Annotated in this window: 20 protein-coding genes; 10 read left to right on the forward strand and 10 right to left on the reverse strand. The window is 68.8% G+C overall.

Features of this window, described 5'->3' with window-relative positions; all coding sequences use genetic code 11:
• On the reverse strand, positions 1-2,040 hold the full coding sequence (locus FE263_RS03735) for a putative bifunctional diguanylate cyclase/phosphodiesterase (RefSeq protein ID WP_138324564.1): 2,040 nt from the start codon (positions 2,038-2,040) through the stop codon (positions 1-3).
• Positions 2,041-2,294: 254 nt separating this feature from the next.
• Here FE263_RS03735 and FE263_RS03740 point away from each other — a divergent pair, with 254 nt between their 5' ends.
• The 4 genes from FE263_RS03740 to FE263_RS03755 all read left to right on the forward strand — a co-directional run bounded on the left by FE263_RS03740 (position 2,295) and on the right by FE263_RS03755 (position 6,828).
• A complete protein-coding gene (locus FE263_RS03740) occupies positions 2,295-2,609 on the forward strand; it encodes a co-chaperone GroES (protein WP_138324565.1) in 315 nt (104 codons plus the stop codon).
• 23 nt (positions 2,610-2,632) lie between these two features.
• Entirely contained in the window at positions 2,633-4,267 is a 1,635-nt protein-coding gene (gene groL, locus FE263_RS03745) for a chaperonin GroEL (RefSeq protein ID WP_138324566.1), read from the forward strand.
• A gap of 169 nt (positions 4,268-4,436) precedes the next feature.
• Positions 4,437-5,510: a hypothetical protein gene (locus FE263_RS03750; RefSeq protein ID WP_138324567.1), complete on the forward strand. Its 1,074-nt coding sequence runs from the start codon at positions 4,437-4,439 to the stop codon at positions 5,508-5,510.
• A 223-nt stretch (positions 5,511-5,733) separates the two neighbouring features.
• Positions 5,734-6,828, forward strand: a complete 1,095-nt coding sequence (locus tag FE263_RS03755) for a PAS domain-containing protein (protein ID WP_171033912.1) — start codon at positions 5,734-5,736, stop codon at positions 6,826-6,828.
• A 20-nt stretch (positions 6,829-6,848) separates the two neighbouring features.
• On the opposite strand, the gene FE263_RS03760 is transcribed toward FE263_RS03755, so the two are convergent.
• Together FE263_RS03760 and FE263_RS03765 are read right to left on the reverse strand one after the other, a co-directional pair.
• Positions 6,849-7,856, reverse strand: a complete 1,008-nt coding sequence (locus FE263_RS03760) for an aldo/keto reductase (protein WP_138324569.1) — start codon at positions 7,854-7,856, stop codon at positions 6,849-6,851.
• Between the two features lie 2 nt (positions 7,857-7,858).
• A complete protein-coding gene (locus tag FE263_RS03765; RefSeq protein ID WP_138324570.1) occupies positions 7,859-8,269 on the reverse strand; it encodes a DUF2237 family protein in 411 nt (136 codons plus the stop codon).
• Positions 8,270-8,393: 124 nt separating this feature from the next.
• Here FE263_RS03765 and FE263_RS03770 point away from each other — a divergent pair, with 124 nt between their 5' ends.
• Both FE263_RS03770 and FE263_RS03775 read left to right on the forward strand, forming a co-directional pair.
• Complete coding sequence (locus FE263_RS03770; RefSeq protein ID WP_138324571.1) at positions 8,394-9,554, forward strand: metallophosphoesterase family protein; 1,161 nt, start codon at positions 8,394-8,396, stop codon at positions 9,552-9,554.
• Positions 9,551-12,253 carry an AAA family ATPase gene (locus FE263_RS03775; protein ID WP_138324572.1) on the forward strand — a complete coding sequence of 901 codons (2,703 nt, stop codon included), beginning with the start codon at positions 9,551-9,553 and terminating at the stop codon, positions 12,251-12,253. Before FE263_RS03770 ends, FE263_RS03775 begins: the two co-directional genes overlap by 4 nt.
• A gap of 30 nt (positions 12,254-12,283) precedes the next feature.
• Here FE263_RS03775 and FE263_RS03780 read toward each other — a convergent pair whose 3' ends face one another.
• Positions 12,284-13,072, reverse strand: coding sequence for an RNA methyltransferase (locus FE263_RS03780; RefSeq protein WP_138324573.1), 789 nt, complete (start codon positions 13,070-13,072; stop codon positions 12,284-12,286).
• 24 nt (positions 13,073-13,096) lie between these two features.
• Positions 13,097-14,470, reverse strand: coding sequence for a cysteine--tRNA ligase (gene cysS, locus FE263_RS03785; RefSeq protein ID WP_138324574.1), 1,374 nt, complete (start codon positions 14,468-14,470; stop codon positions 13,097-13,099).
• Between cysS and FE263_RS03790 the strand changes: the two genes are divergently transcribed.
• Genes FE263_RS03790 through FE263_RS03800 form a run of 3 tightly spaced genes read left to right on the forward strand, consistent with a single transcriptional unit; the run spans position 14,469 to position 19,050 of the window.
• The gene (locus FE263_RS03790) at positions 14,469-16,205 is read left to right on the forward strand and encodes a Na+/H+ antiporter (RefSeq protein ID WP_138324575.1); all 1,737 of its coding nucleotides are present in this window, start codon (positions 14,469-14,471) and stop codon (positions 16,203-16,205) included. The two genes, cysS and FE263_RS03790, sit on opposite strands and share 2 nt — an antisense overlap.
• A 2-nt stretch (positions 16,206-16,207) precedes the next feature.
• Positions 16,208-17,617: an MATE family efflux transporter gene (locus FE263_RS03795; RefSeq protein ID WP_205880243.1), complete on the forward strand. Its 1,410-nt coding sequence runs from the start codon at positions 16,208-16,210 to the stop codon at positions 17,615-17,617.
• The gene (locus FE263_RS03800) at positions 17,617-19,050 is read left to right on the forward strand and encodes an MFS transporter (RefSeq protein ID WP_138324576.1); all 1,434 of its coding nucleotides are present in this window, start codon (positions 17,617-17,619) and stop codon (positions 19,048-19,050) included. Before FE263_RS03795 ends, FE263_RS03800 begins: the two co-directional genes overlap by 1 nt.
• Here FE263_RS03800 and FE263_RS03805 read toward each other — a convergent pair.
• From FE263_RS03805 to FE263_RS03825, 5 genes are all read right to left on the reverse strand, one after another.
• Complete coding sequence (locus tag FE263_RS03805) at positions 18,964-19,836, reverse strand: hypothetical protein (RefSeq protein ID WP_138324577.1); 873 nt, start codon at positions 19,834-19,836, stop codon at positions 18,964-18,966. The two genes, FE263_RS03800 and FE263_RS03805, sit on opposite strands and share 87 nt — an antisense overlap.
• Before the next feature lie 48 nt (positions 19,837-19,884).
• Positions 19,885-20,748, reverse strand: coding sequence for a hypothetical protein (locus FE263_RS03810; protein ID WP_138324578.1), 864 nt, complete (start codon positions 20,746-20,748; stop codon positions 19,885-19,887).
• Between the two features lie 164 nt (positions 20,749-20,912).
• Positions 20,913-21,281: a hypothetical protein gene (locus FE263_RS03815; RefSeq protein ID WP_205880244.1), complete on the reverse strand. Its 369-nt coding sequence runs from the start codon at positions 21,279-21,281 to the stop codon at positions 20,913-20,915.
• A gap of 135 nt (positions 21,282-21,416) precedes the next feature.
• Positions 21,417-22,385, reverse strand: a complete 969-nt coding sequence (locus FE263_RS03820; RefSeq protein ID WP_240758968.1) for a hypothetical protein — start codon at positions 22,383-22,385, stop codon at positions 21,417-21,419.
• A 5-nt stretch (positions 22,386-22,390) separates the two neighbouring features.
• The gene (locus FE263_RS03825; RefSeq protein ID WP_138324579.1) at positions 22,391-23,860 is read right to left on the reverse strand and encodes an amino acid permease; all 1,470 of its coding nucleotides are present in this window, start codon (positions 23,858-23,860) and stop codon (positions 22,391-22,393) included.
• Positions 23,861-24,230: 370 nt separating this feature from the next.
• Between FE263_RS03825 and FE263_RS03830 the strand changes: the two genes are divergently transcribed.
• The gene (locus FE263_RS03830; RefSeq protein WP_138324580.1) at positions 24,231-25,412 is read left to right on the forward strand and encodes a hypothetical protein; all 1,182 of its coding nucleotides are present in this window, start codon (positions 24,231-24,233) and stop codon (positions 25,410-25,412) included.
• The last annotated feature ends 23 nt before the right edge of the window (positions 25,413-25,435 follow it).

Here is a 25,435-nt window from a genome sequence, read left to right on the forward strand (position 1 = left end):
TCAAGCCGGTAGCAGCGCGGCGCTGGGCCGGTCCGGCGCCATCTCGCCACGCAGGCCAGGCTCGCCCAGGTCCGGGCCGTCGCGCGGCGGCCCGATCAGATAGCCCTGGATCAGCGAGCAGCCGAGCGAAAGCAGCAGTTCGAGCTGCGCCTCGGTCTCGACCCCTTCGGCGACGCATTCGAGCCCGAGATTGCGGCACATGTCGGCGATCGTGCTGACGATCCCACGCGCCGACCCGCTGGTTGTGATGTCGGTCACGAAGCTGCGGTCGATCTTGATCTTGTCCGGCTTGAGGCGATGCACGTGGCTCAGGCTGGAAAAGCCGGTGCCGAAATCGTCCAGGGCCACCCGGGTGCCAAGCTCGCGAAGGGTGCGCAACGCCTCCGCCGCCTGCTCGAAATCGCGCATCACCGCCGTCTCGGTGATCTCGAACTCGATCCGGCGGGGTGCCACGCCGCTGCTCCGGACGATCTTCCGCACCGCAGCCATGGTGGCGTTCGAGCCCACATCGAGAGCCGACAGGTTGAACGAGAGGGACAGCGTCTCCGGCCAGGCCGCGGCGGCCTGCAGGGCCCTTGCGAGCAGCATCTCGGTCAACCGGCCGATCTGCCGGGCCTGCTCGGCGACCGGAATGAAGATCGCGGGACTGACCAGACCAAGGGTCGGGCTCCGCCATCGCGCCAGCGCCTCGTAGCCGATGGTTCGACGCTCAGGCACGTTGCGTATCGGCTGGTAGACCAGCCACATCTCGCTTCCCAGGTCCGCGTGCCGGAGCGCCTGCTCGATCCTGCTGGTTTCGCGTATGCGGATGCCGTGCTCCCGGTTGAACATCACCGCCCTGCCGTTGCGGCACTGCTTGGAATTGTAGAGGGCGTAGTCGGCCCGCTCGAACAGCTGGGTCGCGGTCGAGGCGCCATCCGGATACGACACCAGGCCCGCGGACGCCGCCACCTCCGCCAGGATATCCGGCGCGAGATAGGGACCCTGCAGCAGCGCGCACAGCCGCTCCCCGAAGGCGAGGATCTCGTCGTCGGTCGGATTTCCCATCAGGATGGTGCCGAACTCGTCGCCACCGAGCCTGGCCAGCAGTACCGAGGGTCCGGCGAGCTTGCGCAGGCGCTCACCGACTTCCGCCAGCAGCTGGTCGCCCCTGGCATGCCCGTGCACGTCGTTGACGCCCTTGAACCCGTCCAGGTCGCAGAGCGCCACCGCGAAGCGCGTGCCCGACCGCGCCGCCTCCGCCAGCACGCGGTCCAGGTCGGCAAGGAAGCGGCGCCGGTTGGGCAGCCCGGTCAGGCTGTCGAGGTTGGCGAGGATGAAGTTCTCGTCACTCAGGCGCTGGGTTTCCGCCTGCCGCGCGACCAGCTGGCGCTGCGAAACGATGAGCCTCGCGAAGTCCGAGTAGTTCCGCAGCAGGATGAAGACCATCCCCGCCGTCACCAGCAGCAGGTTGACAGCGACTGCCACGAAGACCGGATTCATCGTCAGGCAGAAGAAGATTGCATACGGAACGATCACGATCGCGGTCAGCAGCAGGGCCGCGCTGCGAAGGTGCATCAGGCAGAAGATGCAGCTGATCACGGTGATCGCCATGTAGAAGGCGACGTGGCATTGCGCATAGGCGTTGCCGTACGGGAACAGGCTGAGCGACCAGGCGGTGAAGCCCATGCCGAGGACCGCTACCAGCCTGAGTGTGCTACGCAGCTGCCGGACCGCCTCGCACCCGTCTATCTCGCGGCGCGATCGCCGCAGCCAGACCACGACCCGGACGGCGCAGGCGGTGCAGCCGACCAGCGGGATCACCACGGCGAGGAATATCGGCGCACGATGCACGTGCGTCGCGGCAAGCAGCGCGGTATTGACGATCAGGATCGCATACAGGACCGGGATCTGCCGCGAGAAGGCGGCAAGTTGCGACAGCGCCAGATCCGGATCGTTCACCGGCAGCGACAGACCGGCCCGCAGCGCGACCCACCGGCTCCCAATCGCGGCGATCGCGCGGGCGACGGGACCGGCCGGAGCTTTGCCATCGATCTGCATGCGGCGCAGCCTAGCCGTGTCGGTTTAAAGCCCGGTTAACAGCCGCCTGAGTAGTTTCCGATGGTTGGCGAACGGCCTGCAGGCAGGAAGGATAGGCGTGCCGCATGACCGGGTGTACCGCCCGTTCCAGGCCGCAGTCACGGCCGGATGCGCACGCTTCGACCGCGTCCACCAGCAGGGCCCCGGAGCGGCTCATCGGAGCAGCCCCGGGGGCGGCAACGTCGTGGCATCAGCGTCAACAAGGATTATCCCGCATGACATTTCGCCCGCTGCACGACCGCGTCGTGGTTCGCAGGATCACCGCGCTGGAGAAGACCGCCGGCGGCATCATCATTCCCGACACCGTCAAGGAGAAGCCGGTGGAGGGCGAGATCGTGGCGGCGGGCCCCGGCGCGCGCAACGAGGCCGGGGCGATCGTTGCCCTCGATGTCCATGCCGGCGACCGGGTGCTGTTCGGCAAATGGTCCGGGACCGAGGTCAAGATCGACGGCGAGGACCTGTTGATCATGAAGGAGAGCGATCTCCTCGGCGTCATCGAGGGGCCGCACGCCCTCGCAAAAGTCGCCTGATCGCGAAATAGGAAGCACAGACAATGGCAGCCAAGGACGTACGCTTCGGCGACGACGCTCGCAGCCGCATGTTGCGCGGCGTGGATATTCTGGCCGATGCGGTGAAGGTCACGCTCGGACCCAAGGGCCGCAACGTGGTGATCGACAAGAGCTACGGCGCACCGCGCATCACCAAGGACGGCGTCACCGTCGCCAAGGAGATCGAGCTCTCCGACAAGTTCGAGAACATGGGCGCGCAGATGGTGCGCGAGGTCGCCAGCAAGACCAACGACATCGCCGGTGACGGCACCACGTCGGCGATCGTGCTGGCGCAGGCGATCGTGCGCGAGGGTGGCCGCGCGGTGGCCGCCGGCATGGCGCCGATGGACCTCAAGCGCGGCGTCGACAAGGCGGTGGCAGCCCTGGTCGAGGAACTTGCCAAGCGCACCCGCAAGATCACCACCGAGGCGGAGACCGCCCAGGTCGGCACCATCTCGGCCAACGGCGAGGCCGATATCGGGCGCATGATCGCCCAGGCGATGCAGAAGGTCGGCAACGAGGGTGTCATCACCGTCGAGGAAGCCAAGGGCATGGAGACCGAGCTCGAGGTGGTCGAGGGCATGCAGTTCGACCGCGGCTACCTGAGCCCGTACTTCATCACCAACGCCGAGAAGATGACGGTCGATCTCGACAACCCGTACATCCTGATCCACGAAAAGAAGCTGGCGGGTCTGCAGGTGCTACTGCCGTTGCTGGAAGCCGTGGTGCAGTCCGGGCGTCCGCTGCTGATCATCGCCGAGGATGTCGAGGGTGAGGCGCTCGCCACCCTGGTGGTCAACAAGCTGCGCGGCGGCCTCAAGGTCGCGGCCGTGAAGGCGCCGGGCTTTGGTGACCGAAGGAAGGCTATGCTTGAGGATCTCGCGGTCCTGACCGGCGGCCAGGTGATTTCCGAGGATCTCGGCATCAAGCTTGAGAACGTGACGCTCGACATGCTCGGTCGCGCAAAGCGGGTGCTGATCGAGAAGGAGAACACCACCGTCATCGAGGGTGCCGGCGCCCCCGACCTGATCAAGGGCCGCTGCGAGCAGATCCGCGCGCAGGTCGAGGAGACCACGTCGGACTACGATCGCGAGAAACTGCAGGAGCGGCTGGCGAAGCTCGCCGGCGGCGTCGCCGTGATCCGCGTCGGTGGCTCCACCGAGGTCGAGGTGAAGGAGCGCAAGGATCGCGTCGACGATGCCCTGCATGCAACGCGCGCCGCCGTCGAGGAGGGCATCGTGCCGGGTGGCGGCGTGGCGCTGGCGCGGGCGAGCCAGATCCTGGCCAGCCTGAAGTCCGACAACGAGGACCAGAAGGTCGGCATCGAGATCGTGCGCCGCGCGGTGCAGGCGCCGTTGCGGCAGATCGCGGCCAATGCCGGCGAGGATGGCGCGGTGATCGGCGGCAAGATCCTGGAGAATGCCGAGTACAGCTACGGCTATGACGCGCAGACCGGCGTGTTCAAGGACATGATCGCGGCCGGCATCATCGATCCGACCAAGGTGGTGCGGGTGGCCCTGCAGAATGCGGCATCGGTTGCGGGCCTGCTCATCACCACCGAGGCGATGGTCGCCGAGCGGCCCGAGAAGCGCACGCCGTCCGCACCGCAGGGCGGCGGCATGGGTGACATGGACTACTAGAACAAGGCCGGCTCGTCTCGAGCCGGTAGACTTGCTCTAGCCGATCGATCTGGCTGAGCCTTGCTCCCCCGCCCCGGACGAACCGCAACTCGATCAGCGGCTCGCCCGGGGCGTCTTGCATCCGCCAGCCCGGCGCCGTCGTAACTCGACGACACGCTGGGATGGTGCCGTGCCGATTACGAGCCGACGGACCTGCGCGCTGGCGCTGCTTGCAGGGGCGGTGCTGGCGATCGCATCGCAGCCGGAGCCTGCCCTTGCTCATGTGAAATGGTTCTGCACCATCGTCGACGTATCCAGCCCTCCGCTCGGCCTGCATCATGTCGTCTCGGTATTCTTCGTGCAGATCGGGAGCGGCTTCCTCCTCCTGGTGGCTGCAGGCGTCTATGCCGATGGCTGGATCGCGCGCGTCTGGCCGCGTTCGCTGTCATCCGGCGCGGGGCTGCGCAAGGTCGAGGATCTGCTCGTGCGAGGCGGCGTCGGCCTCTACTGCCTCTCCCTTTGGAACCGCGCCGCAGTGGTCCCCTGGGGCCATGCCGGCGCCATCCTCACTCCGGAACTACTGGATCGCGACCACCTCGTCGGCACGATGCAGATCGCGATCGCCATACTGGTGCTCTGGCGCCGCACCTGCCCGATCGCGGCACTGCTGCTGGCCTTGCTGTTTGGCCTCGGGATCGTCCGCTACGGTTTGTTCCACATGACCGACTACGTTTATTTTCTCGGCTTCGTCTTCTATCTCGGGCTGAGTGATACGACCGGTCGCTGGCGGGCGGCGCGACTGCCGGTGCTCACCGGGGCGCTCGGGTTCAGCCTGATGTGGACCGCGATCGAGAAGTTCCTGTATCCGCAATGGACGGCGCAGATCCTGCTGCTGCATCCGGACATCACGGCCGGCCTGCCGGTCGCGAGCGTGATCGTCGTCGCGGGCTTCGTAGAGTTCAGCCTGGCCTTCTACCTGGTGATCGGTCGCGGCCTGCTGCGGGTCGCGGCGCTGGCATTCATGATGGTCTTCGTCAGCGCGATCCCGGAATTCGGCCGCCTCGACAGCGTCGGGCACGTCCCGATCATCGCCACGCTGCTGGCGATATGCCTGCGCGGCGCATCGCCGATGCAGAACGCCATGTGGCTGCGCGGCTCTGGTCCTGCGGTCAACATGGTTGCGGCCAGCATGCTCTACCTGGTCGCGTTCTCGATGATGACCGCTCTCTACTACACGCTGCAGCTCAGTGGGGCCCGTGGGTGACCCCGTCTCCGCTGGGCCAGGCTTCAATTTTGCCGGACCGGACGAACCGCCGCCACTGCCCCGCGTGGAAGTTGCGTGGTAGCTGCCAGGGCGGCGGTCCGGTCCAGGATGGGTGACGCAGCGGGCGATGAACGAACGTCGATCAGGGCCCCCGGCTCATGAAACCAATGGTCACGGAGCCCGGCCTGATGGAGTTCCCGCACGGGCAACGACCTCGAAGTCGGTGCGCCTGGCGCTGCAGCAGCCCATCTTCGAGACGGCATTCCGAAAGACCCGTACGCCGATGGTGTTCGCCGATCCCACCCAGCCCGACTGCCCGATCGTGGAAGCCAACGCCGCCTTCAGCACCCAGACGGGATATGCGAACGATGAAGTGCTCGGCCGCAACTGCCGGTTCCTGCAGGGCCCGGACACCGATCCCGCGGCGGTCGCACGCATACGCTCGGCGATCCGCGAGCGCCGCGCGATCACCGAGGAGCTGTACAACTACCGGCGCGACGGCTCCGGCTTCTGGAACGCACTCCACATAAGCCCGGTCTTTGCGGAGGACGGTGCGCTCCTGTATTTCTTTGCCAGCCAGATCGACGTCAGCGAGCACCGCGAGATGATACGGCGCCAGTCCCGCCGCATCGAGAGCATTGGCGCCCTCTCGTCGGGCGTCGCGCACGAGTTCAACAACCTGATGACGGTGATCCTGGGCAGTGTCGAGCTTGCGACCGCGCGTGTTGCCGACGACCTGCAGCGCCGCCATCTCGAACGTGCCGGCTGGGGCGCGCAGCGTGCCGGCATGCTGGCTGGCCAGCTGTTGTCGCTGTCCAGCCGGCAGGAGAGCCACGACCGGGCGCTCGACCTCAACCAGGCGATGCGCGGCATGGCGGACCGGCTGGCCCGGAACTTCGGGCCCCGGATGCCGATCGAGCTCGCCCTGCAGGCTGCGCCGGCCCCGGTGCGACTCGATCCGGACCAGCTCGAGCGGGTCATGGTCGAATTGATACGCAACGCCGTGGATGCGATGCCGGCGGGCGGACGCATCGTCATCCGGACGGCCCGGTTGACGCTGGCGGAGGAGACCCAGCTGTTCAATGGCCAGGGGGCAGTGGAACTGGTCATCGAGGACGAGGGACCAGGAATGCTGCCGGAAGTGGTCGAACGGGCAACGGAGCTGTTCTTCACCACAAAGGATGCCGCCCTCAGCAGCGGGGTCGGGCTGTTCGTGGCCCTGGACTTCGTCGACAAGGCCGGCGGCCGGATGCAGATCGACAGCCGTCCCGGTGCCGGGACCCGGATCCGGCTGCTGTTCCCGTTCAGTCGCGACTGAGCATCAGCTTCGGTCTGGTGTCAGCCACGGGGGATGCGTCCCTCGAGCGGGTAGGCGGGATCGTTGTAGCCGGGCGTCGAGGGATGTCCCGGCGTCACCAGGCGGTCGACCAGGGCCTCGTCCTCACCGGTGAAGCGGTAGTCCAGCGCGCCGGCATAGTCCTCCCACTGCTCCAGGGTGCGGGGTCCGGCGATGGCGCCGGTAATCAGCCGGTTGTTCAGCACCCAGGCGGTGGCGAACTGGCCGGGCGTGATGCCACGCACCCTGGCGTGCGCCGCGATCTCCTGTGCGGCCAGCAGGCTCTCCTCGCGCCACTCGGTCTCCATCATGCGCTTGTCCTGCCGCCCGGCGCGGCTGCCCTCGTCCGGCGCGGCACCCGGCTTGTATTTCCCGGTCAGCACGCCACGCGCCAGCGGACTGTATGGAAAGACGCCGAGGCCCAGATGCGCGCAGGCCGGCAGGTGCTCGACCTCGGGCATCCGGTTGAGCGCGTTGTAGTAGGGCTGGCTCACCACCGGGCGACCGATGCCGGCTGCGTCGCATAGCCGCGCGATCTCCGCGACCCGCCAGGCGCGATGGTTGGACACCCCGAAATGCCGGATGCGGCCGGAACGCACCAGGTCTGCCATGGCGCCCACCACCTCCTCGAGCGGCGTCGCATGGTCCTCCTTGTGCAGGTACAGGATGTCGATGACTTCGGTGCCGAGCCGCCTCAGGCTGGCCTCGACCGCGGTGAAGGCATAGCGACGCGAGAGGCCGCGCGCGTTCGGCCCTTCGCCCGTGGGGTTGGCAAGCTTGGTGGCCAGGATCCACCAGTCGCGGGCGTGGGCGATGGCGCGCCCGACCACGCGCTCGCTCTCGCCGGCATTGTAGACGTCGGCGGTGTCGATGAAGTTGATGCCCTGGTCGTGCGCCCGGGCGACGATGCGGGCGCTGTCCGCCTCGCTGGTGGCGCCGCCGAACATCATGGTGCCGAGGCAGAGCGGCGACACCATCAGGCCGCTGCGGCCGAGGTTGCGATACTCCATGGTCATGCTCCGGTGGCCTGGTGCCGCTTGAGGTCGTCGAGCTCGCAATGCTCGAGCGCGCCGATCTCGGTCGCCTCGAGCACTACCTGCGGCGCCTTGCCGGCGAGGAACGCTTCCTGCCAGCGCGGCGCGCACAGGCACCAGCGATCACCAGGCTGCAGGCCGGGAAAGCCGAAGGCCGGCATGGGCGTGCCGAGATCGTTGCCGCGCGCACCGCTGAAGGCGAGGAACTCGGCGGTCACGATCGCACAGACCGTGTGGCTGCCCAGATCGGCGGCGCTGGTGGCGCAGCAACCATCCCGGTGGAAGCCGGTGAGCGGCTGCATCGAGCAGGTCTGCAGCGTCCCGCCGAGAACGTTGCGTGGCTCGGGGCGCCGCTCCGGCCGGCCGCTTCCGGTACTGTCCAACGGCATGTGGCTCTCCATGATGAGAAGCGAAGGGGATGATAGGGTAATGACGTGGCCTGGCATTCCGGGTTGCGACTCGGGCGCCGACACGCGCGGGCGACCGGGCCTGGCTTAGGCGGAAGATTGGCGGATGCGGTTCCTGCACACTTCGGACTGGCAGATCGGCAAGGCATTCGGCTTCGCCGACGATGCCACGCGGGCGGTGCTGCACGACGAACGGCTCGAGGTGATCGGCAGGCTCGGCCGGCTCGCCCAGGCGCAGGGTGCGACGGCTGTGCTGGTGGCCGGCGACGTCTATGACGTGGCGGACCCCAGCGACCGCACGCTGCGGCAGCCGATCGAGCGCATGCGGCAGTTTCCGACGCTCGAATGGCATCTGATCCCGGGCAACCACGACCCGCACACGCCGAACGGCCCGTGGGACCGGCTGCAGCGCGCCGGCGTGCCGCCGAACGTGCATCTGCATCTCGCCCCGCAGGCGCAGGCGGTCGGCGATGCCGTCCTGGTGCCTGTGGTACTCACCAGGCGGCATGCGCTGGGTGACCCGACCGCCGGCATGGACGCCATCGCGACCCCGGAGGGCGCAATCCGGCTCGGTCTCGCGCATGGTTCGCTGCGCCAGTTCGGCGCCGAGGACAGCACCACACACAACCTGATCGCCTTCGATCGCGCCGATCGCGCCGGGCTGGCCTACCTCGCCCTGGGGGACTGGCACGGCGGCCAGTGCTTCGGAAGCGGGGATACCGGCAGCCGGAGCTGGTATTCCGGCACCCCGGAGGTCGACGCCTTCGATACCGGGGGTTGGGGCGGCGGCGAGGCGCTGCTGGTGCAGATCGACGGTCCGCGCGCGCTGCCGGACGTCACCCGGCACCGCGTCGGGCGCTTCAAATGGCGGCGGGAGGCCGCGACGCTGCACTCCATCACCGACATCGACCTGCTCGAGACCAGGCTGCGCAACCTGCAGCCCGACCTCAGCACGCTGCTGGTCAGCCTGCGGGTCGAGGGGGCGCTGTCCCTGGCGGCGCGCGAGGCCTACGAGCGCCGCATCCGGGGCGACGCCGCCAGCGCCTTGCGCGCCCTGCGGCTCGACGACGGCCGCCTGCAGCCGGAGCCGTCGACCGCCGACCTGGAGGCGATCGACCAGGGCGGCTTCGTGCGTGTCGCCGCCGAACGGCTGGCGCGGATGGCGGCCGATCCGGCCGAACTGCGCAGGGGCATCGCGGCGCAGGCGCTGCAGCGGCTGTATGTGCTGCACATGCGACGCGCGGGCGAGACGGAGGCCGGCGCGTGAGGATCCGATCGCTCGAACTCACTGGCTTCCGCAAGTTCGACCGCCCGGTCCGGATCGAGGGCCTCGCGGACGGCATGAACGTGCTGTCGGCGCCGAACGAGTTCGGCAAGTCGACCCTGCTCGACGCCATACGCGGGGTGCTGTTCGAGCGGCACAGTTCGAACGCGGCGGCGGTGCGCAGCATGCAGCACTGGCGCGGCAAGACCTCTCCGGTGGTGGCGCTCGGCTTCGAATGGGCGGGCGGCCTGCACCGGATCGAGAAGCGCTTCCTGCACCGCGAGCCGTATGCGCGCCTCACGCTGCCGGACGGCATTCGCCACGAGGGCGACGCCGCGGAGGAGGCGCTGCAGGCTCTGCTCGGCTTTCGCCCGCCCGGCAAGCAGGGCGCCAAGGCGGAGGATGCCGGGATGTGGGGCGCGCTGTGGGTGGCGCAGCGGGAGTCTGTGCGGCAGCCGGAACTGAACGACCTCGCACGGGCGACCATCCATGCCTGCCTGGAGACCGAGCTCGGCACGCTGACCGGCGGTGCGCGCGGCCAGGCGCTGCTCGCCGACGCCCGCGCCGAACTGGGCCGCCTGCTCGACGGCAACGGCCGGCCACGGGGCCGCTACAAGGAGATCTCCGGCCTGCTCACCCAGGCCGAGGATACCCAGCAGGCACTGATCGAGCGGCGGCGGCAACTGGATGACGATCTCGACGCCCTGCAGCGCCAACGCCGCACGCTCGCCGCCGCCAGCGATGCCGACGAGGCGGCGCGGCTGGAAGCCGACCTGTCGGAGGCGCGGCGACGGCGCGATGCGGTATTGCGCTACGAGGATCTGCGCCGGCAGGCCCTGACCGACCTGAACCTCGCCGAGGGGCGGCAGCAGGCGGCGATGGCCGAGACCCTGCGCCGGCAGCAGCGCGGCGAGACCCTGGCCCAGGCGATCGCCGAGGCGGCGCGCCTGCAGGCGGTGGTGGCGGAAGCGCAGGCGGAATTGGCTTCTGCCGACGAAGCGCTGGCGCAGGCCTCGGCGTCGCTTGAGCTGGCGGTACAGGCCGGGACGGCGGCGATGCTCAGGCTGCGGCAGGCCCGCACGGTGTCCGAGCTGGCGCTGCGGGCGGCGGCGATGACGGCGCTTGGGGACCGGCTGCAGCGGGCCGAGGCGGCGCAGGCGGTGGTCAACGAGCTTGCCGGCGAACTTGCCGCCATGCGCGTGGATGCGGCTGCGGTGCAGGCGGTGCACGCCGCGGCGCGCGAGGAGCAGCGGTCGCGGGCAGTGCTCGATGCGCAGGCCACCCTGATCGAGTTCGAGCTCGAGCCGGGCGCGACCGGCCTGCTGGTCGACGGCGAGGCGGCCACTCCGGGACGCTCGGCGCGCCGCCTGGTAGAGCCTGCCGAGATCATCATCCCCGGTTACGGCCGCCTGCGCATCAGCCCGGCGATACGCGACCGCGACAGGATGCAGGACGCCATCGCGCAGTCGGTCGAGCACCTGCGCGCGGCGCTGGCGGCGATCGGCGCATCGGACGCGGACGATGCCGAGCGACGGCTGCAGCGCCGGCACAGCTGCGAGCAGCGGCTGGCGCACGCGCGCGGCGAACTCGCGCTGCAGACGCCGGCCGACCCTGGCCACGGCCTCGCGGCCGGTCTTGATCCGTTGCGCAACCACCTGCAGGCGTCGCGCAGCCGGCTCGCCGCCGAGCTGTCCGAAGTGGAGATGGCATCGGTGCCGGCTCCGGAGATCGCCGAGGCGGAGCTGCGGACGGCGCAGGCGTCGGAGACGGCGGCAACCGAGATGACGCAGGGCGCTCGGGCGGCGCTTTCGGCCCCTCAGGCCCGGCGGCTGCGCTGCTTCGAGACCCTGGCCGGGCAGAGCGCGTCGCTGGAGGCCGTGCGCGAGAGCGTGGCGAGGCTGCAGCGCGAGATTGCCGAGGCAGCCGGGGAGGAGCCGGACGCGGCGCTGGCGGACCGGCTGGCGCAGTCGGCGCAGGCCCTCGAGAGGCAGCGCGAGCTGGCGGCGCGGGCCGTGGGCGAACAGCCCGCCGACACGCTGGACGCCGTCAATGCGCGCATCCAGCGCTACGAGCAGGCGATCGTGCAGCAGCGCGACGCGGTGCGGCGCCTGCAGCAGGACATCGCGGTGCTGCAGAGCCGGATCCAGCAGCAGGAAGGCGCCGGCATCGACGAGCAGATCGCCACCGCCGCCACCGCCTGCGACGACCTGCGGCGCGAGTACGAGGGGCTGCAGGCGGAAGCCGAGGTGCTGACGCTGCTGCGCGATACCCTCATCGCCAGCGAGCGCGAGGCCAAGGAACGCTACATGGCGCCGGTGGCGGCGCGCATCACGCCCTACCTGCGCGGCCTGTTCCCCGGCACCAGCGTCACCTGCGACGAGGAATTCCGCATCACCGGGCTGGGCCGTGGCGGCAGCACCGACGATGCGGTCGACCGGCTGTCGGATGGCACCCAGGAGCAGATCGCGGTGCTGTCCCGCCTTGCCTTCGCCGACATGCTGCTCGATCGCGGCAAGCCGGCGATGGTGATCCTGGACGACGCCCTGGCCTATTCGGACCGCGACCGCCTGGAGCGGATGTTCGACCTGCTGACCCAGGCGGCGTCGCGCATGCAGATCCTGGTGCTGACCTGCCGCGGCGAGTTGTTCACCCGGCTGGGCGGGCACCGCGTCGAGCTGGTGGAGACCACGCCGGCTTCGTGACGGCCCCGGCTTCCCGGAGCCGGCATCGGCTCAGGAAGTCTCGTCGCGTCCGCGTATCTTGCGGCCCAGCGCCAGTTCGGTGACCACGCCGTGCAAGGTGCGCAACTCCTGCTGCGTGACCTCGCCACGCTCGAACAGGTGTCGCAGGTTGCGCACCATGCCGGGGCGCTTCTGCTCGTTGCGCAGGAAGCCGCACTCGTCGAGCTCGGCGGTGAGGTGGCGGATGAAGTTCTCCAGCTCGCCCTTGTTGGCGATATGGCTCTCGTTGGTCATCAGCGTGCGCGGCGGCGTGCCGTCATCGGCCATCCACCATTCGTAGGCCATGATCATCACCGCCTGCGCCAGGTTGAGCGACATGAAGCCCGGGTTCAGCGGATAGCGGATCAGCGCGTCGGCGCGGGCCATGTCGTCGTTATCGAGGCCGGCGCGCTCCGGACCGAACAGGATGCCGCAGCCGAGGCCCCGGCCGGTGATGGCACGCAGCTCGGCGGCGCCGCCACGCGCGGTCAGCACCGGCTTCACGATATGACGCGGTCGTGGACAGGTGGCGAACACGTGGTGCAGGTCGGCGACCGCGCCGTCGACATCCTCGTGCACCGAGGCGGCATCGAGGATGCGGTCGGCCCCGGACGCCGAGCGCCAGGCGCGCTCCTGCGGCCAGCCGTCGCGGGGCTTCACCAGGCGCAGGTGGAACAGGCCGCCATTGGCCATCGCGCGCGCCACCGCACCGACATTCTCGGCGAGCTGCGGACGCACCAGGATCACCACCGGACTGTTGCCGATCGGCGCGAGGTCGGCGCCGCCGTCCCTGCCCGTCATGGCCAACCCGTCATGGCCGGGCCATCAGGCGCGGCGCCATGTCGTTCCGGTCGGATTATCCTCCAGCACGATCCCCTGCCCCGACAGCTCGCCACGGATGGCGTCGGCGCGTGCGAAGTCGCGGCTCTTGCGGGCTGCGATGCGCTCGGCGATCAGCGCCTCGACGGCGGCGTCGGCGTCCTGGCTGCCGCCCTGCCGGAACCAGTCGTGCGGCGCCTCGCCGAGCAGGCCGATCAGGGCGCCGGCTTCACGCAGGCCGGCCGCCGCCCGCGCGTCGCCGGCCAGCGCGGCATCCGCCAGCCCATGCAGCACCGATATCGCGAGCGGCGTGTTGAGGTCGTCGCACATGGCTCCCAGGAACGCCTCCGGCAGATCGCCCGGCGTGGTCGGAACCGCCTCGTGACGTTCCAGCGCACGGTAGAACCGGTCCAACGTGCGACGCGCCTCCGACAGGCCCGGGCGCGTGAAGTTCAGCACCGAGCGGTAGTGGGTGCCGAGCAGCAGCAGGCGCAGCGCCTCGGCCGGCGCCTCGTCGAGGATCTCGCGGACGGTGTGGAAATTGCCGAGGCTCTTGGACATCTTCTCGCCGTCGACCAGCAGCATGGCGTTGTGCAGCCAGACGTTGGCGAAGCCGGTGCCGGGATAGCCGCACAGGCTCTGCGCGCGCTCGTTCTCGTGGTGCGGGAACAGCAGGTCGCTGCCGCCGCCATGGATGTCGAAGCTGCCGCCGAGATATTCGTGCGCCATCGCCGAGCATTCGATATGCCAGCCCGGACGCCCGCGCCCCCACGGGCTGTCCCAGCCCGGCAGGTCCGGCGTCGAGGGCTTCCACAGCACGAAGTCGCCGGCATCGCGCTTGTACGGCGCCACCTCGACCCGGGCGCCGGCCAGCAGTTCCTCCGGATCGCGCCCGGACAGCCTGCCATAGTCGGGGAAACTCGCCACCGAGAACAGCACGTGGCCCTCGGCGGCATAGGCGTGGCCCGCGCCGATCAGGCCCTGGATCAGGGCGATCATCTCGCCCACGTGACGGGTCGCGCGCGGCTCGTGGTCGGGTGCTAGATTGCCGATCGCGGCGAGGTCGGCGTGGAAATCCGCCGTGGTCCGCGCCGTCAGCTCGTCGATGGCGATGCCGCACTCGCGGGCGCGGGCGTTGATCTTGTCGTCCACGTCGGTGATGTTGCGGACAAAGGTCACGCGCGGGTAGAGCCGGCGCAGCAGCCGCACCAGGATGTCGGCCGCGACCATGGCGCGCAGGTTGCCGATATGGGCGAGGTCGTAGACCGTCGGCCCACAATAATAGACCCGCACATGCTCCGGATCGAGCGGCACGAACGGCACCTCGCCGCGGGTCAGGCTGTCATGCAGCCTCAGGATTGGCGACGCGGAGCGGGACATGCGCGCTTTCTGCGTCAGGGCGGCCCTGCGTGCAACAGCAGGCCTCGGCGGCGTATCGGGTTTCCCATTATACCCTGCCCGCATGCACGTCGCGATCACCACCCTGCTGCTGATGCTGGCCACCACGGTCAGCAGCCTGCTGTCGCGCGCCTCGCGGCTGCCGTTGCCGCTGCCGCTGCTGCAGATCGGCTTCGGGGCGTTGATCGGGCTGTCCGGACACGGCCTGCGGCTCGATCCGGCAGTGTTCATGCTGCTGTTCATCCCGCCGCTGCTGTTCGCCGACGCCTACCTGATCCCGCTGCGCGAGCTGCGCCGGCTGCAGGGCATCGTCCTGGCCCTCGCCCTTGGGCTGGTGCTGTTCAGCACGCTGGGCTGCGGCTGGTTCATCCACTGGCTGCAGCCCGAGGTGCCGCTGGCCGCCGCCTTCGCGCTCGCCGCGGTGCTGTCGCCCACCGACGCGGTGGCGGTCGGTTCGCTGATGGAAGGACGCGGCGTGCCGCGCCGCCTGCTGCATATCCTGTCCGGCGAGGCGCTGCTGAACGATGCCACCGGCCTGGTCTGCTTCCGCTTCGCGGTCGCCGCCGCCATGGCGCACAACTTCTCGGCGACCCAGGCTGGCCTCACCTTCCTGGTGGTGGCGGCGGGCGGGGTCGCGGTCGGGCTGCTGCTCGCCTTCATCACGGTGCGCGGCATCGAGTGGCTGATGGCGCGCGACCTCGACGAGCCCGCCACCCACGTCACCCTGATCGTGCTGCTGCCCTTCGCCGCCTACATCGTCGCCGATCGCCTCGACGTGTCGGGCATCCTCGCCGCCGTCGCCGCCGGCCTGCTGGTGAAGCGCTACAACAACCGCGTGCTGAACAGCCGGCTGCGCGCCAGCCACGCCGTGGTGTGGCCGATGATCAGCTTCCTGTTCAACGGCATCATCTTCCTGCTGCTGGGCGTGCAGCTGCCCGGCATCGTGCGCGACGCGGTCGCACTCAGCCACCAGCACGGGCTGCCCTTGTGGCGGCTGCCGGCTACCATCGTGCTCATCACCCTGTCGCTGACCGGCCTGCGCCTGCTCTGGATCCGGCTGATGCTGCTGGTGCGGATCGCGCGGGCGCGGCTCAGAAGCCAGGCATTCGTCCGGCCGCAGCACCGGGTGACCGCCGCCATGGCGGTCGCCGGGGTGCGTGGCGCGATCACCCTGGCGGCGGTGCTGTCGCTGCCGATCGCGGGCGACGGCCAGGCGGGCTTCCCGTATCGCGACGTGCTGGTCACCGAGGCCGCCGGGGTGATCATCTGCTCGCTGCTGCTGGCCAGCCTGCTGCTGCCGGTGCTGCTGCGCGATATCCGGCTGCAGACCCCCGATCCGCTGCCGCGCGAGGTCGAGGCCGCGCGGGTGGCGCTGGCGCAGGCCGCCATCGCAGCGGTCGAGCAATATCGCGAGCGCGCCACCGACGACGAGGCGGTGGAGATCGCCGACGCGATGCTATCCGAGCAGTTCGAGCGGCTGGCGCGGCTGGAGCGGGCCCCGGAACTCGAGGATGGACCGGACCGCGACAGTCTGCTGCGCCGGCACCGGCGCTCGGCGGCACTACGGCTGCGGGCGCTGCGCACGCGCCGCGACGTGCTGCAGAAGCTGTGGCGCAGCCAGGAGATCAACAGCGAGGCGGTGCAGGAAATCGAGCGCGAGCTCGACAACGAGGAGACCATGCTGCTCGACGAGGCGCGGCTGGTCGCCCGGACTTGACAGTGCTGGACTTGTCAGAGCGTCACCTGGGCGACCGGTCGCCGACACTCGCAGGACATGCCGGCGCGCTGCTTCGGCTGGCCCTGCCGATCGCGGTCTCGCTGCTGTCGCAGATGGCGATGGGAATGACCGACAGCATCCTGCTCGGCGGCCTTGGCGCCGGCGCGCTGGCCGCGGGCGGTCTCGGGGCCGGGCTGTTCTTTACCTTCATGGTTGTCCTGCAGGGGGTGCAGATGGCCGCCAGCGTTCGCATTTCGCAGACTTCGGGAGCCGGCGCCGGCGGTGCCGGTGCGATCGTCGCCTCGGCGCTGCTGCTGGCGCTGCTGATGAGCCTGCCGTCGATCGTGCTGCTGGACCGGGTCGGCTGGCTGCTGCACCGGCTAGGCGAACCTCCGGTCCTGGCGCACGACGTCGCAAGCTACCTGGATGTACTGCGATGGGCCGCGCCCGGGGCGCTGGTGGGGCTCGGACTGATGCGCGCGGTGCTGCCGTCCCTTGGTGCCGCCGGCCTGCTGCTGCGCACGATGCCGGCGATGGCGTTGCTCAACGGCCTGCTCAATTACGGCCTGATCCACGGCCTCGTGCTGCATGGGGTGCGGCTGCTGCCGCGTCTCGGCTTCGTCGGCTCGGCGCTTGCGACCACGCTCACGCTCTACCTGTCCGGCGGAATACTCGGTCTGCTGCTGCTGCGACGCCCGGGGATGCGCGCCATGCTGCACCCGTTCCGGCCGCGGCTCACCGAGTGCCTCCTGCTGCTGCGTCTCGGCGCGCCGATCGCGCTCACCATCGCCGCCGAGGTGCTGCTGTTCCAGGTCGCCGGGCTGATGGCTGGCCTGCTCGGTCCGGCGGCGCTGGCGGCGCACCAGATCGCGCTCAACGTCGCATCTACCACCTTCATGCTGCCGCTGGCCTTGTCGCAGGCGACGAACGTGCGCGTCGGCTACTGGACCGGCGCGGGCCGGCCCCGCGAGGCGCGACGCAGCGGCCTGGTCGCGATCGGGCTCGGCGTCCTGGTGATGGGGGTGCTCAGCGCGCTGCTGCTGGCCCTGCCGCAGACGATCGCGCATGCCTACCTGGATCCGGCGCAGCCGGCCAATGCCCCGGCGCTGCGGATCGTCGTCACGCTGCTCGGCATCGTCGCCCTGTTCCAGATCGCCGACGGGGTGCAGGCGGTGGCGCTCGGTGCGCTGCGCGGACTGGGCGACACCGCCGTGCCAATGGTGATTGCCACCGCCTGCTACTGGCTGATCGGCTACCCGCTGTGCAGGCTCGCCGCCTTCCGCTTCGGGTTGGGTGTGCCTGGGCTCTGGGGCGGGCTCGGCTGCACCCTCGGCTGCGTTGCCGTTGTGGCCAGCCTGCGCTTCATGCACCGGACCAGGCTGGGTGCGCCGGCCGTGGAGGTAGCTGCCTGATGAATGACTTTTCCGCCGGACGCGAGGCGCCGGTGCCTTTCAACCTGCGCCTGTTGCCGTTCATCGTGGCGGCGACATTCTTCATGGAATATCTCGACACCACCATCATCGCGACCGCGCTGCCCAGCATGGCGCATGATTTCCATGTCGGCCCGAACGAGCTCAGCCTGGGCCTGACCGCCTACATGCTGACGCTGGCGGTGTTCATCCCGATCAGCGGCTGGGTCGCCGACCGGATGGGATCGCGCACCGTATTCGGCGCCGCGGTGGTGGTGTTCACCGTGGCCTCGGTGCTGTGCGGCTCTGCGCCCGGCCTGTATTCCTTCACCGCCGCCCGCGTGCTGCAGGGCATCGGCGGCGCGATGATGGTCCCGGTCGGCCGCATGATCGTGGTGCGCAACACCGAGCGCCACCGCATGATGCAGGCGATCTCGACCATCACCTGGCCGGGCGTGGTGGCGCCGGTGGTGGGCCCCTCGGTCGGCGGCTTCATCACCACCTACGCCTCCTGGCACTGGGTGTTCTTCCTCAACGTGCCGTTCGGCATCGCGGCGCTGGCGGCGGTGATCGCGTTCGTGCCGCAGCAGCGCGCCGAGGGGCGCCGCCCGCTGGACATGCCCGGCTTCCTGCTTAGCGGCGCGGCGCTCAGCCTGCTGCTGTACGGCACCGAGGCGGCCAGCCATCGCGACCAGCGTCTTGGCCCGGCCCTGCTGCTGATCCTGGCCGGACTGGGACTCGGCGTGCTCACCGTCCGGCATCTTCGTGGCAGCCGCCATCCGCTGCTGTCGCTGGGCGCGCTGAAGGTGCCGACCTACTCGGCCACCATATTGTGGGGATCGGCGAACCGCGCCGCGATTGAGGCGGTGCCATACCTCTCGCCGCTGCTGTTCCAGATCGGCTTCGGCCTGTCGCCGTTCCGTTCAGGGCTGCTGCTGCTGGCCACCGCGACCGGCAACCTCGGCATGAAGCTGTTCACCACGCCGGTACTGCGGCGGTACGGCTTCCGCACCACCCTGCTGTGCAACGGCGTCTTCGCGGCCTGCGCCATCCTGGCACTCGGCACGCTGGTGCCCGCCACGCCGCTGCCGATCATGCTGGTGCTGCTGTTCGCCTACGGCGTCGGGCGCTCGATGCAGTTCACCACCATCAACACGCTGGCGTTCGCCGACGTCGACGACGGCCAGAAGGGTCCGGCCTCGACGCTGCAGAGCGCCGTCACCCAGATGATGATCGGCATGGGGATCGCCTTCGGCGCGCTCTGCCTGCGTGGCGCGGCCTGGCTGCGGCACGAGGATGGCCGCGCCTTCACGACGGCGGATTTCCACTGGGCCTTCGTGGCCGCCGCCCTACTGATGCTCGTGTCGCTCTCGGGTTACGTACGCCTGCCCGCCGATGCCGGCAGCGGCATCGGCGGTGCCGTCAGGAGCCGGTAGCATGATCTCGCCCAGGCCGGCCGGGGCCAGGTCGGTCCGGTTGTAGACCAGGAACAGCCACGACGCCGACGAGGCTCCCAGCGCGACGCCCAGCGGCGTCAGCAGGCCGACCAGGACCGCGATCGCCCCCTGCGACGTTTGCAGCCAGGGCAGCGAGGGCGTGAGCATGTGGGCAAGCAGGATGATCCCCAGGGAGGCGGCGACGATCGGCAGGATGGTCACCACCGAGACCGTGCCGATCCTCCAGAACTGCCATCGCGTCGCCGACAGGCTGCAGCGGGCAAGATGACCGGTGGCGCCGAGCGCTACCTGCGGAAACACCAGGATCAGCCGGATCGCCAGCACCACGCCGAGGATCTGCAGGACCGGGATGAGCACGATGCGTCCCGGCATGGTGGCGAGCAGGAACAGGCCGACATCGGAGATCGTCCCGACCGCGGTCAGCCAGAGTGTGAATCGCACGACGCGCCCGACCGGGCGTAGCGGCAGCAGCTCGGTGCCCTCTCCGAGCAGCACGAAGCGATGCATGGCGATGGCCAGCGGCGCAGCGATGAGCGACCGGGCGAAGCTCACCGCGATCGAGGTCATCAGCACCTCGATGGCGGCCGGACCGATGCCACCCGCCACCGGGCTCGCGCCGACACGCGAGACGAACAGCAGGCACTCCAGCAGGGTCCCGGCCAGCAGGGTGATGAGGAATGCGGCCGGCATCCGCCGCAGGCCGAGCCCGGTGCTGCGCCAGGATTGCCGGGCGGTACGCAGTATCCGCGGACGCCGGCGCGTCACCGTGTGCGACATTCCGGACCGGGTGCCGGCCTCAGGAGGTGGCCGAGGTCAGGCCGCCTCGCGGCGGCGCAGGTGCGGCCGCGTCAGTTCCCACACGCGCAGGCCCTGCAGCGCCAGCGACGCCATGCTCGGCAGCAGCCTGGGCTGCATCAGCTGCTGGTTGAGTTCGCCCATGCGCCTGGCGTTCTCGTTGACGCAATCCTCGACGAAGCGCTGGAACGAGAAGCCGTCGAGAAACATGTTGGCCTGGGTGACTGCGAAATCCTTGCCGTCGTTGGCCTCCTGGCCGCGGTTGACCATGCCGAACAGCCGCTTGCCGGCGCGGGCGTAGAAGCGTGCCGACTTCATCGCGCGGCGCGGGCCGCCGAGGCCGCGACGCTTCTCGCGCCAGGCCATGTAGTTGATGAAGAACACGATGTGCCGGGTTTCCTCGAACATCAGCGTGTCGAAGATCTCGAACATGCCCTCCGGCAGGAACGACGATTCGCGCGCGGTCTTGAAGGCGCCGAAGCCGAGGAATGCGTCGAGGCACTCGCCGAAGCCGAAATCGATGAAGGCGGTCTCCAGGTCGGCGGGAAACTTCTCCATCGGCTGCTCGTGCGCATCGATGCCGTAGCGGTCGATCATCACCTTGATCAGCCTGGCATGCCTTGCCTCCTCGATCCCCTGGATTCGCACCGCCTCGCGCACGATCGGATCGGTGATCTGCGGTGTGAAGGCATCGACGATGGCGCCGGCGCGCCGCTCGGTATGGTAGACCTCCTGCCAGAACGGCACCCCCCGCAACCGAGCCAGCTCCACGTCGGTCAGCTCCGGCCAGGGCAGCGTTTCCGGGTCGAAGGTCTGGTGGGTGTCGATGAAATCCTGGCAGAACAGCGCCTTGTGCGCCTCCGAGCCGGCCTGCAGCGTCATCTTCCGTTCCCTTGCTCTCCGCGAGGGAACATGCGCCCGACTGCTTCAAGTTCCAAGATGGGGGGATGCCGCACTCGCTCCGGCCCAGGGCTCGATGGCATCATCGCGAAGGCCGATTGCGATGCGATGGCGCTGCCGGCCCGGCAGGATGGCGGGGCTGTTCGTCAGCTCGGTCGTCGCCCCTTCAGGAGAGAAGTGCCACTCGTTACGGAGGTGTTGCAGCGGTCGAGCCTCGTGCGGCGGCCGAGATTCTCAGCACGGATGTCGACCTGCGCCGTGCGCACCCCCTGGGGCAGGAACTGCTTGTACGGAAAGTCCGTGCCGAGCATCAGCAGCACGTCGCAGGCGTGCATCGCGGCATAGCCCGATGAGAACCCGATGAAGCCGGTCAGACCAACATCGTAGGGGTTGTCGTAGTCGACATGCTCCTTCCCGCCCAACGCATGCACGATCGGGCTCTTCAACGTCTCCGCCAACGCCATCAGGCCCTCGTGCGCGCCGGCGCATCGAGACCCGCTGCTGACAGGGCGCATCCACCATGGAGATTTATATTTGACATAAGGCAACGTGTTTCGGCGGGAGCGATACTGCGAAAACCTGACGAGAACTGGTCATCCTCAAGAAGATCGAGGTGATTGTCATGTCGTTCCGGCGATTGCGCGCGGGACCTAGAACACCATGTTGACCGCAAGGTCGGGCGTAATCGACCGGGTCGTGTTGTGGCCATCGAACGGCACGATGACGCCAAGGATCGCGCCCTGGGTGGCGGACCAGTTGTATTCGGCCGCCGGTCCGACGTTCCAGGTCCCGGATGCGCCTTCGCTGCTGACATACGGCACGGCACCGTCCGCGACGCGCCCCCTGATGTCGGTGCCGTCGGCCCAGACCCGGTAGATGTCCAGTGCCAGCACCCAGCGCTGGGTGAGGCCGAGTTCGAGCGAGGTGCCGGCATTGCCCGAGAAGCCGACCCGCGCACGCCCGGCAAAGCCGGCGGGGGTGTCGTACACGCTCGTGCCGCTGACCGGAACCGTCGCGAACGGCTGCCGTCCGACTGCCCACAACCGGATCCTGAGCGGGTATCGTGGCTCCGGCTTGACCTCGGATTGCGCCACGAAGCCGAAGCGCAGCAACCAGGCTCCGGAGCCGACGCCATCCTGCGTGCGGCTCAGCCGGTCATAGTCACCGGTCGGTATGCCGACTCCTAGGAAGCCGGTGACGGCCGGGATGAAACGCGGCTTGTCCGCATCCAGCACCCGGTATTGCAGCTCGATCGGCAGGTCGCCGGCCTTGATCCCGCTGGTGGCGCCATCCTTCCCGAATCCCCAGGCGAAGTCAGGCAACGAATAGATCGAGAGCCGGTTGGTCAGTCCATATTTGAGCAGGGTCGATTGCGAGAGGGAGTTCTGCGGGTCGATCGTCTGCACGTGGCCGTGGCTGTCGTACCTGCCGACTTCGTCGACCCCCTCGAGATAGGGCTCGATCGCCATTTCACCTGCTTCGGCCTCCGCGCCGGACGGCGAGAACAGGGAGCCGGTATACCACTGCTCGGGCGGCGAGGCGGACGACGTGGCGGCTTCGGCACACCCCGGAGCGAGTGCCACCGCCACGAGGGCGGCGGCGGGTCCGAGCCAGCGCATCGGCCTCAGTCGCGGCGCTCGAGGATATCGCGTGTCAGGGTAATAGACGGAATGGTTGCGGGCATCAGGATCGGCGGGGTGCGGCGCAGGCTCCACCAGCCGAGCGCCAGCAGCGCCGCGATCAGCGGGATGGTGGCGACCGTGATGGTGCCGTCCGGATAGTCGAACGCCATCAGCACCAGCACGGCGGCGAGGAAGCCGAGCGAAAGCCAGGAGGTGAAGGGTGCGCCCGGCATGCGGAAGGTCGGCGCCTTCACCTCGCCGCGACGCACCGCGCGGCGGAACATGATCTGGCTTGCCAGGATGAAGCCCCAGGTGCTGACGATGCCGAGCGCCGAGATGTTGAGCACGATCTCGAACACCTGGCTCGGCACCACGTAGTTCAGTACGACGCCGACCAGGTAGATCCCGACCGTCATCAGGATGCCGCCGGCGGGCACGGAATGGCGGTTCATGTAGCCGAGGAAGCGCGGCGCGGAATCGCCCAGCGCCAGCGCGCGCAGCACCCGGCCGGTGGAATACAGGCCGGAATTCAGACTCGACAGCGCCGCCGTCAGCACCACGATGTTCATGATGGTGCCGATGCCGGGCACGCCGAGCGTCTGGAAGAAGGTGACGAACGGGCTGGTGCCGGCCTTGTAGGCGGTCCAGGGCAGCAGCAGCGTCAGCAGCACCACGGCGCCGACATAGAACAGGGCGATGCGCCACATCACGCTGTTGATCGCGCGCGGCACCACGTTCTCGTAGTCCTCGCATTCGCCCGCCGCGGTGCCAACCAGCTCGATTGCCGAATAGGCGAACACCACGCCCTGCACCAGCACCAGTGCCGGCAGGATGCCGTGCGGGAAGAAGCCACCGTTGTCGCTGATCAGGTGCAGCCCGGTGGTATGGCCGCCGACCGGCATGCGGACACCAAGGATGACGGCGCCGGCGATCAGGAACAGCGACAGCGCCACCACCTTGATCAGCGAGAACCAGAATTCCATTTCGCCAAAATACTTCACGCCGATCATGTTCATCGAGGTGACAATGAACAGCGCCATCAGCGCGAACACCCACTGCGGCACGTCGGCGAAAGTGCCCCAGTAGTGCATGTAGAGGGCAACGGCGGTGATATCGACGATACCGGTCATTGCCCAGTTCAGGAACGACATCCAGCCGGCGACGAATGAGGCGCGCTCGCCGAGGAACTCCCGCGCATAGGAGACGAAGCTGCCGCAGGTCGGACGGTGCATGACCAGTTCGCCCAGCGCGCGCAGGATCAGGAACGAGAACACGCCGCAGACCAGGTAGACGATGGCGAGCGACGGACCGGCCGCCTGCAGGCGTGAGCCGGCGCCGAGGAACAGTCCGGTGCCGATGGCGCCGCCGATGGCGATCATCTGCACCTGACGGTTGCCGAGGCCCTTGTGGTAGCCCTCGTCCTGCGCCGCCACTTCCTCGGGATCTGTCCCAGCCGCTACGGATTGATCCATTCTTTGGTCGGCCTCTCGAAATAAAGTGGCAGCAAGCTTCTTGGTCGCACATCAGGCGCGAATTGACAGCACCAATTGAAGCCGGCGGCGAGACTTTCCGCAAAATCTCCGGTCATCGGTCGGCGAGACCCGGGCCGCCGCCCGGATCACATGGCCTTCCCCGGCCACGTGATAACGGAGTTCCATCGTAATACTCTGAACGTAATGATAAACAAGTCCATCATGTATTTGACAATAGTCAGGCTCGCTTCTACTGCCGACAGCAAGCAGGGAGGAAGGGTCGATGGGCTGGGACTGGAAGTCGATGATGGCGACTGCGGCTTGCGCTGCCCTCTCAATGGCGGGCGCGAGCAGGGCCTTGGCTGATCCGGTGAGCATATTGTTCGTCGGGGACAGCTTCACGCATGGGCGATACCCGCCCGCCCTGAACTACAATGCAGGACCCGGCAATGCGCCCGGCGGCGCGCTGGTGCACGACCTCCTCTGCCCGTCGCTGCCATGCACCGGCGCCGAGGCTCAGCCGCGCATCCTGCCGACGCCGGCCAACACGCCGGGCGCCACGACGCTCGGGAAGCTCGCCTTCTTGCAGGCAAATCCGTCCGCGCAATATACCGAGGTCGGACCGTTCGGCGGGGTCGCCGGGATCTTCCTGCAGCTGACCCGGGAGGTCGGCCTGGATTACGACGTCTCGCTGGTCGCGGTAAGCAGTGCAACGCTGACCGGTTACGCGAACAACAGCGGCAACGAGAAGGGCGATCTGTCGCTCATCACCAACCCGAAATTCACCGATGTGGTGCTGCAGGAACAAAGCTTCGCACCGCTGCCGCCGACCATCGACGTCAACGGCACGCTGGTGCCGACGCGCGGCAATCCGGCGGGCTTCAAATCCTCGGTCACGGCCCTGATCGCCGACATCGATGCGGCGGATCGGGCGGCGGGGCGTCCCCTCGCCCGCATCATCCTTGCCCAGACGCAGGCGCTCGCCTCGTATGGCTACACCAGCAACAACCCGAGCCTCCCGTTGTTCGGCATCAGCACGCCGGTGCAGAAGGGCGGCAATCCGGCCTATGCGCCCTATGTCGGCGATCGTGATCCGATCGATGCGATGACCTCCGGCCTGCACGCCGCCTACGACACCGTGGCGAGTTCGTACAACGCCGCATATCCCGCCAACAGCCACGTCGCGGTTTCACCGGACGGCGATGCGTGGGCGACGGCAATCCGCGACCGCTTCGCGCAGCGCGACCCGTTCCTTCCGGATCAAGCCGCGCCAGTCGATCTGTGGGATGGCGATCCGCTGCTCGCCTGCTGCGAAACCCCGATCGGGTATCATCCGAGCAAATACGGTGCCTATCTCGATGCCCTGACGTTGCTCGGTCGCATTACCGGGAAGTCGCCACTGCTCGCGGTTGCAGAGTATGACCCGCGCAATCGGAACTACGCGGGCTCGGCGTCGCATGCACTCGGGATTTCCCCCACGACCGCCCTTGCGCTGGCCGCGGCGGCTGCCGAGACACTGGTCGCGGATTCGTTCGGGCCACCGACGCACTGATCGACGCAAGGCGACCGGCGTAG

The sequence above is a fragment of the Lichenicoccus roseus genome (genome assembly GCF_005844085.1).
Taxonomy (GTDB): Bacteria; Pseudomonadota; Alphaproteobacteria; order Acetobacterales; family Acetobacteraceae; genus Lichenicoccus; species Lichenicoccus roseus.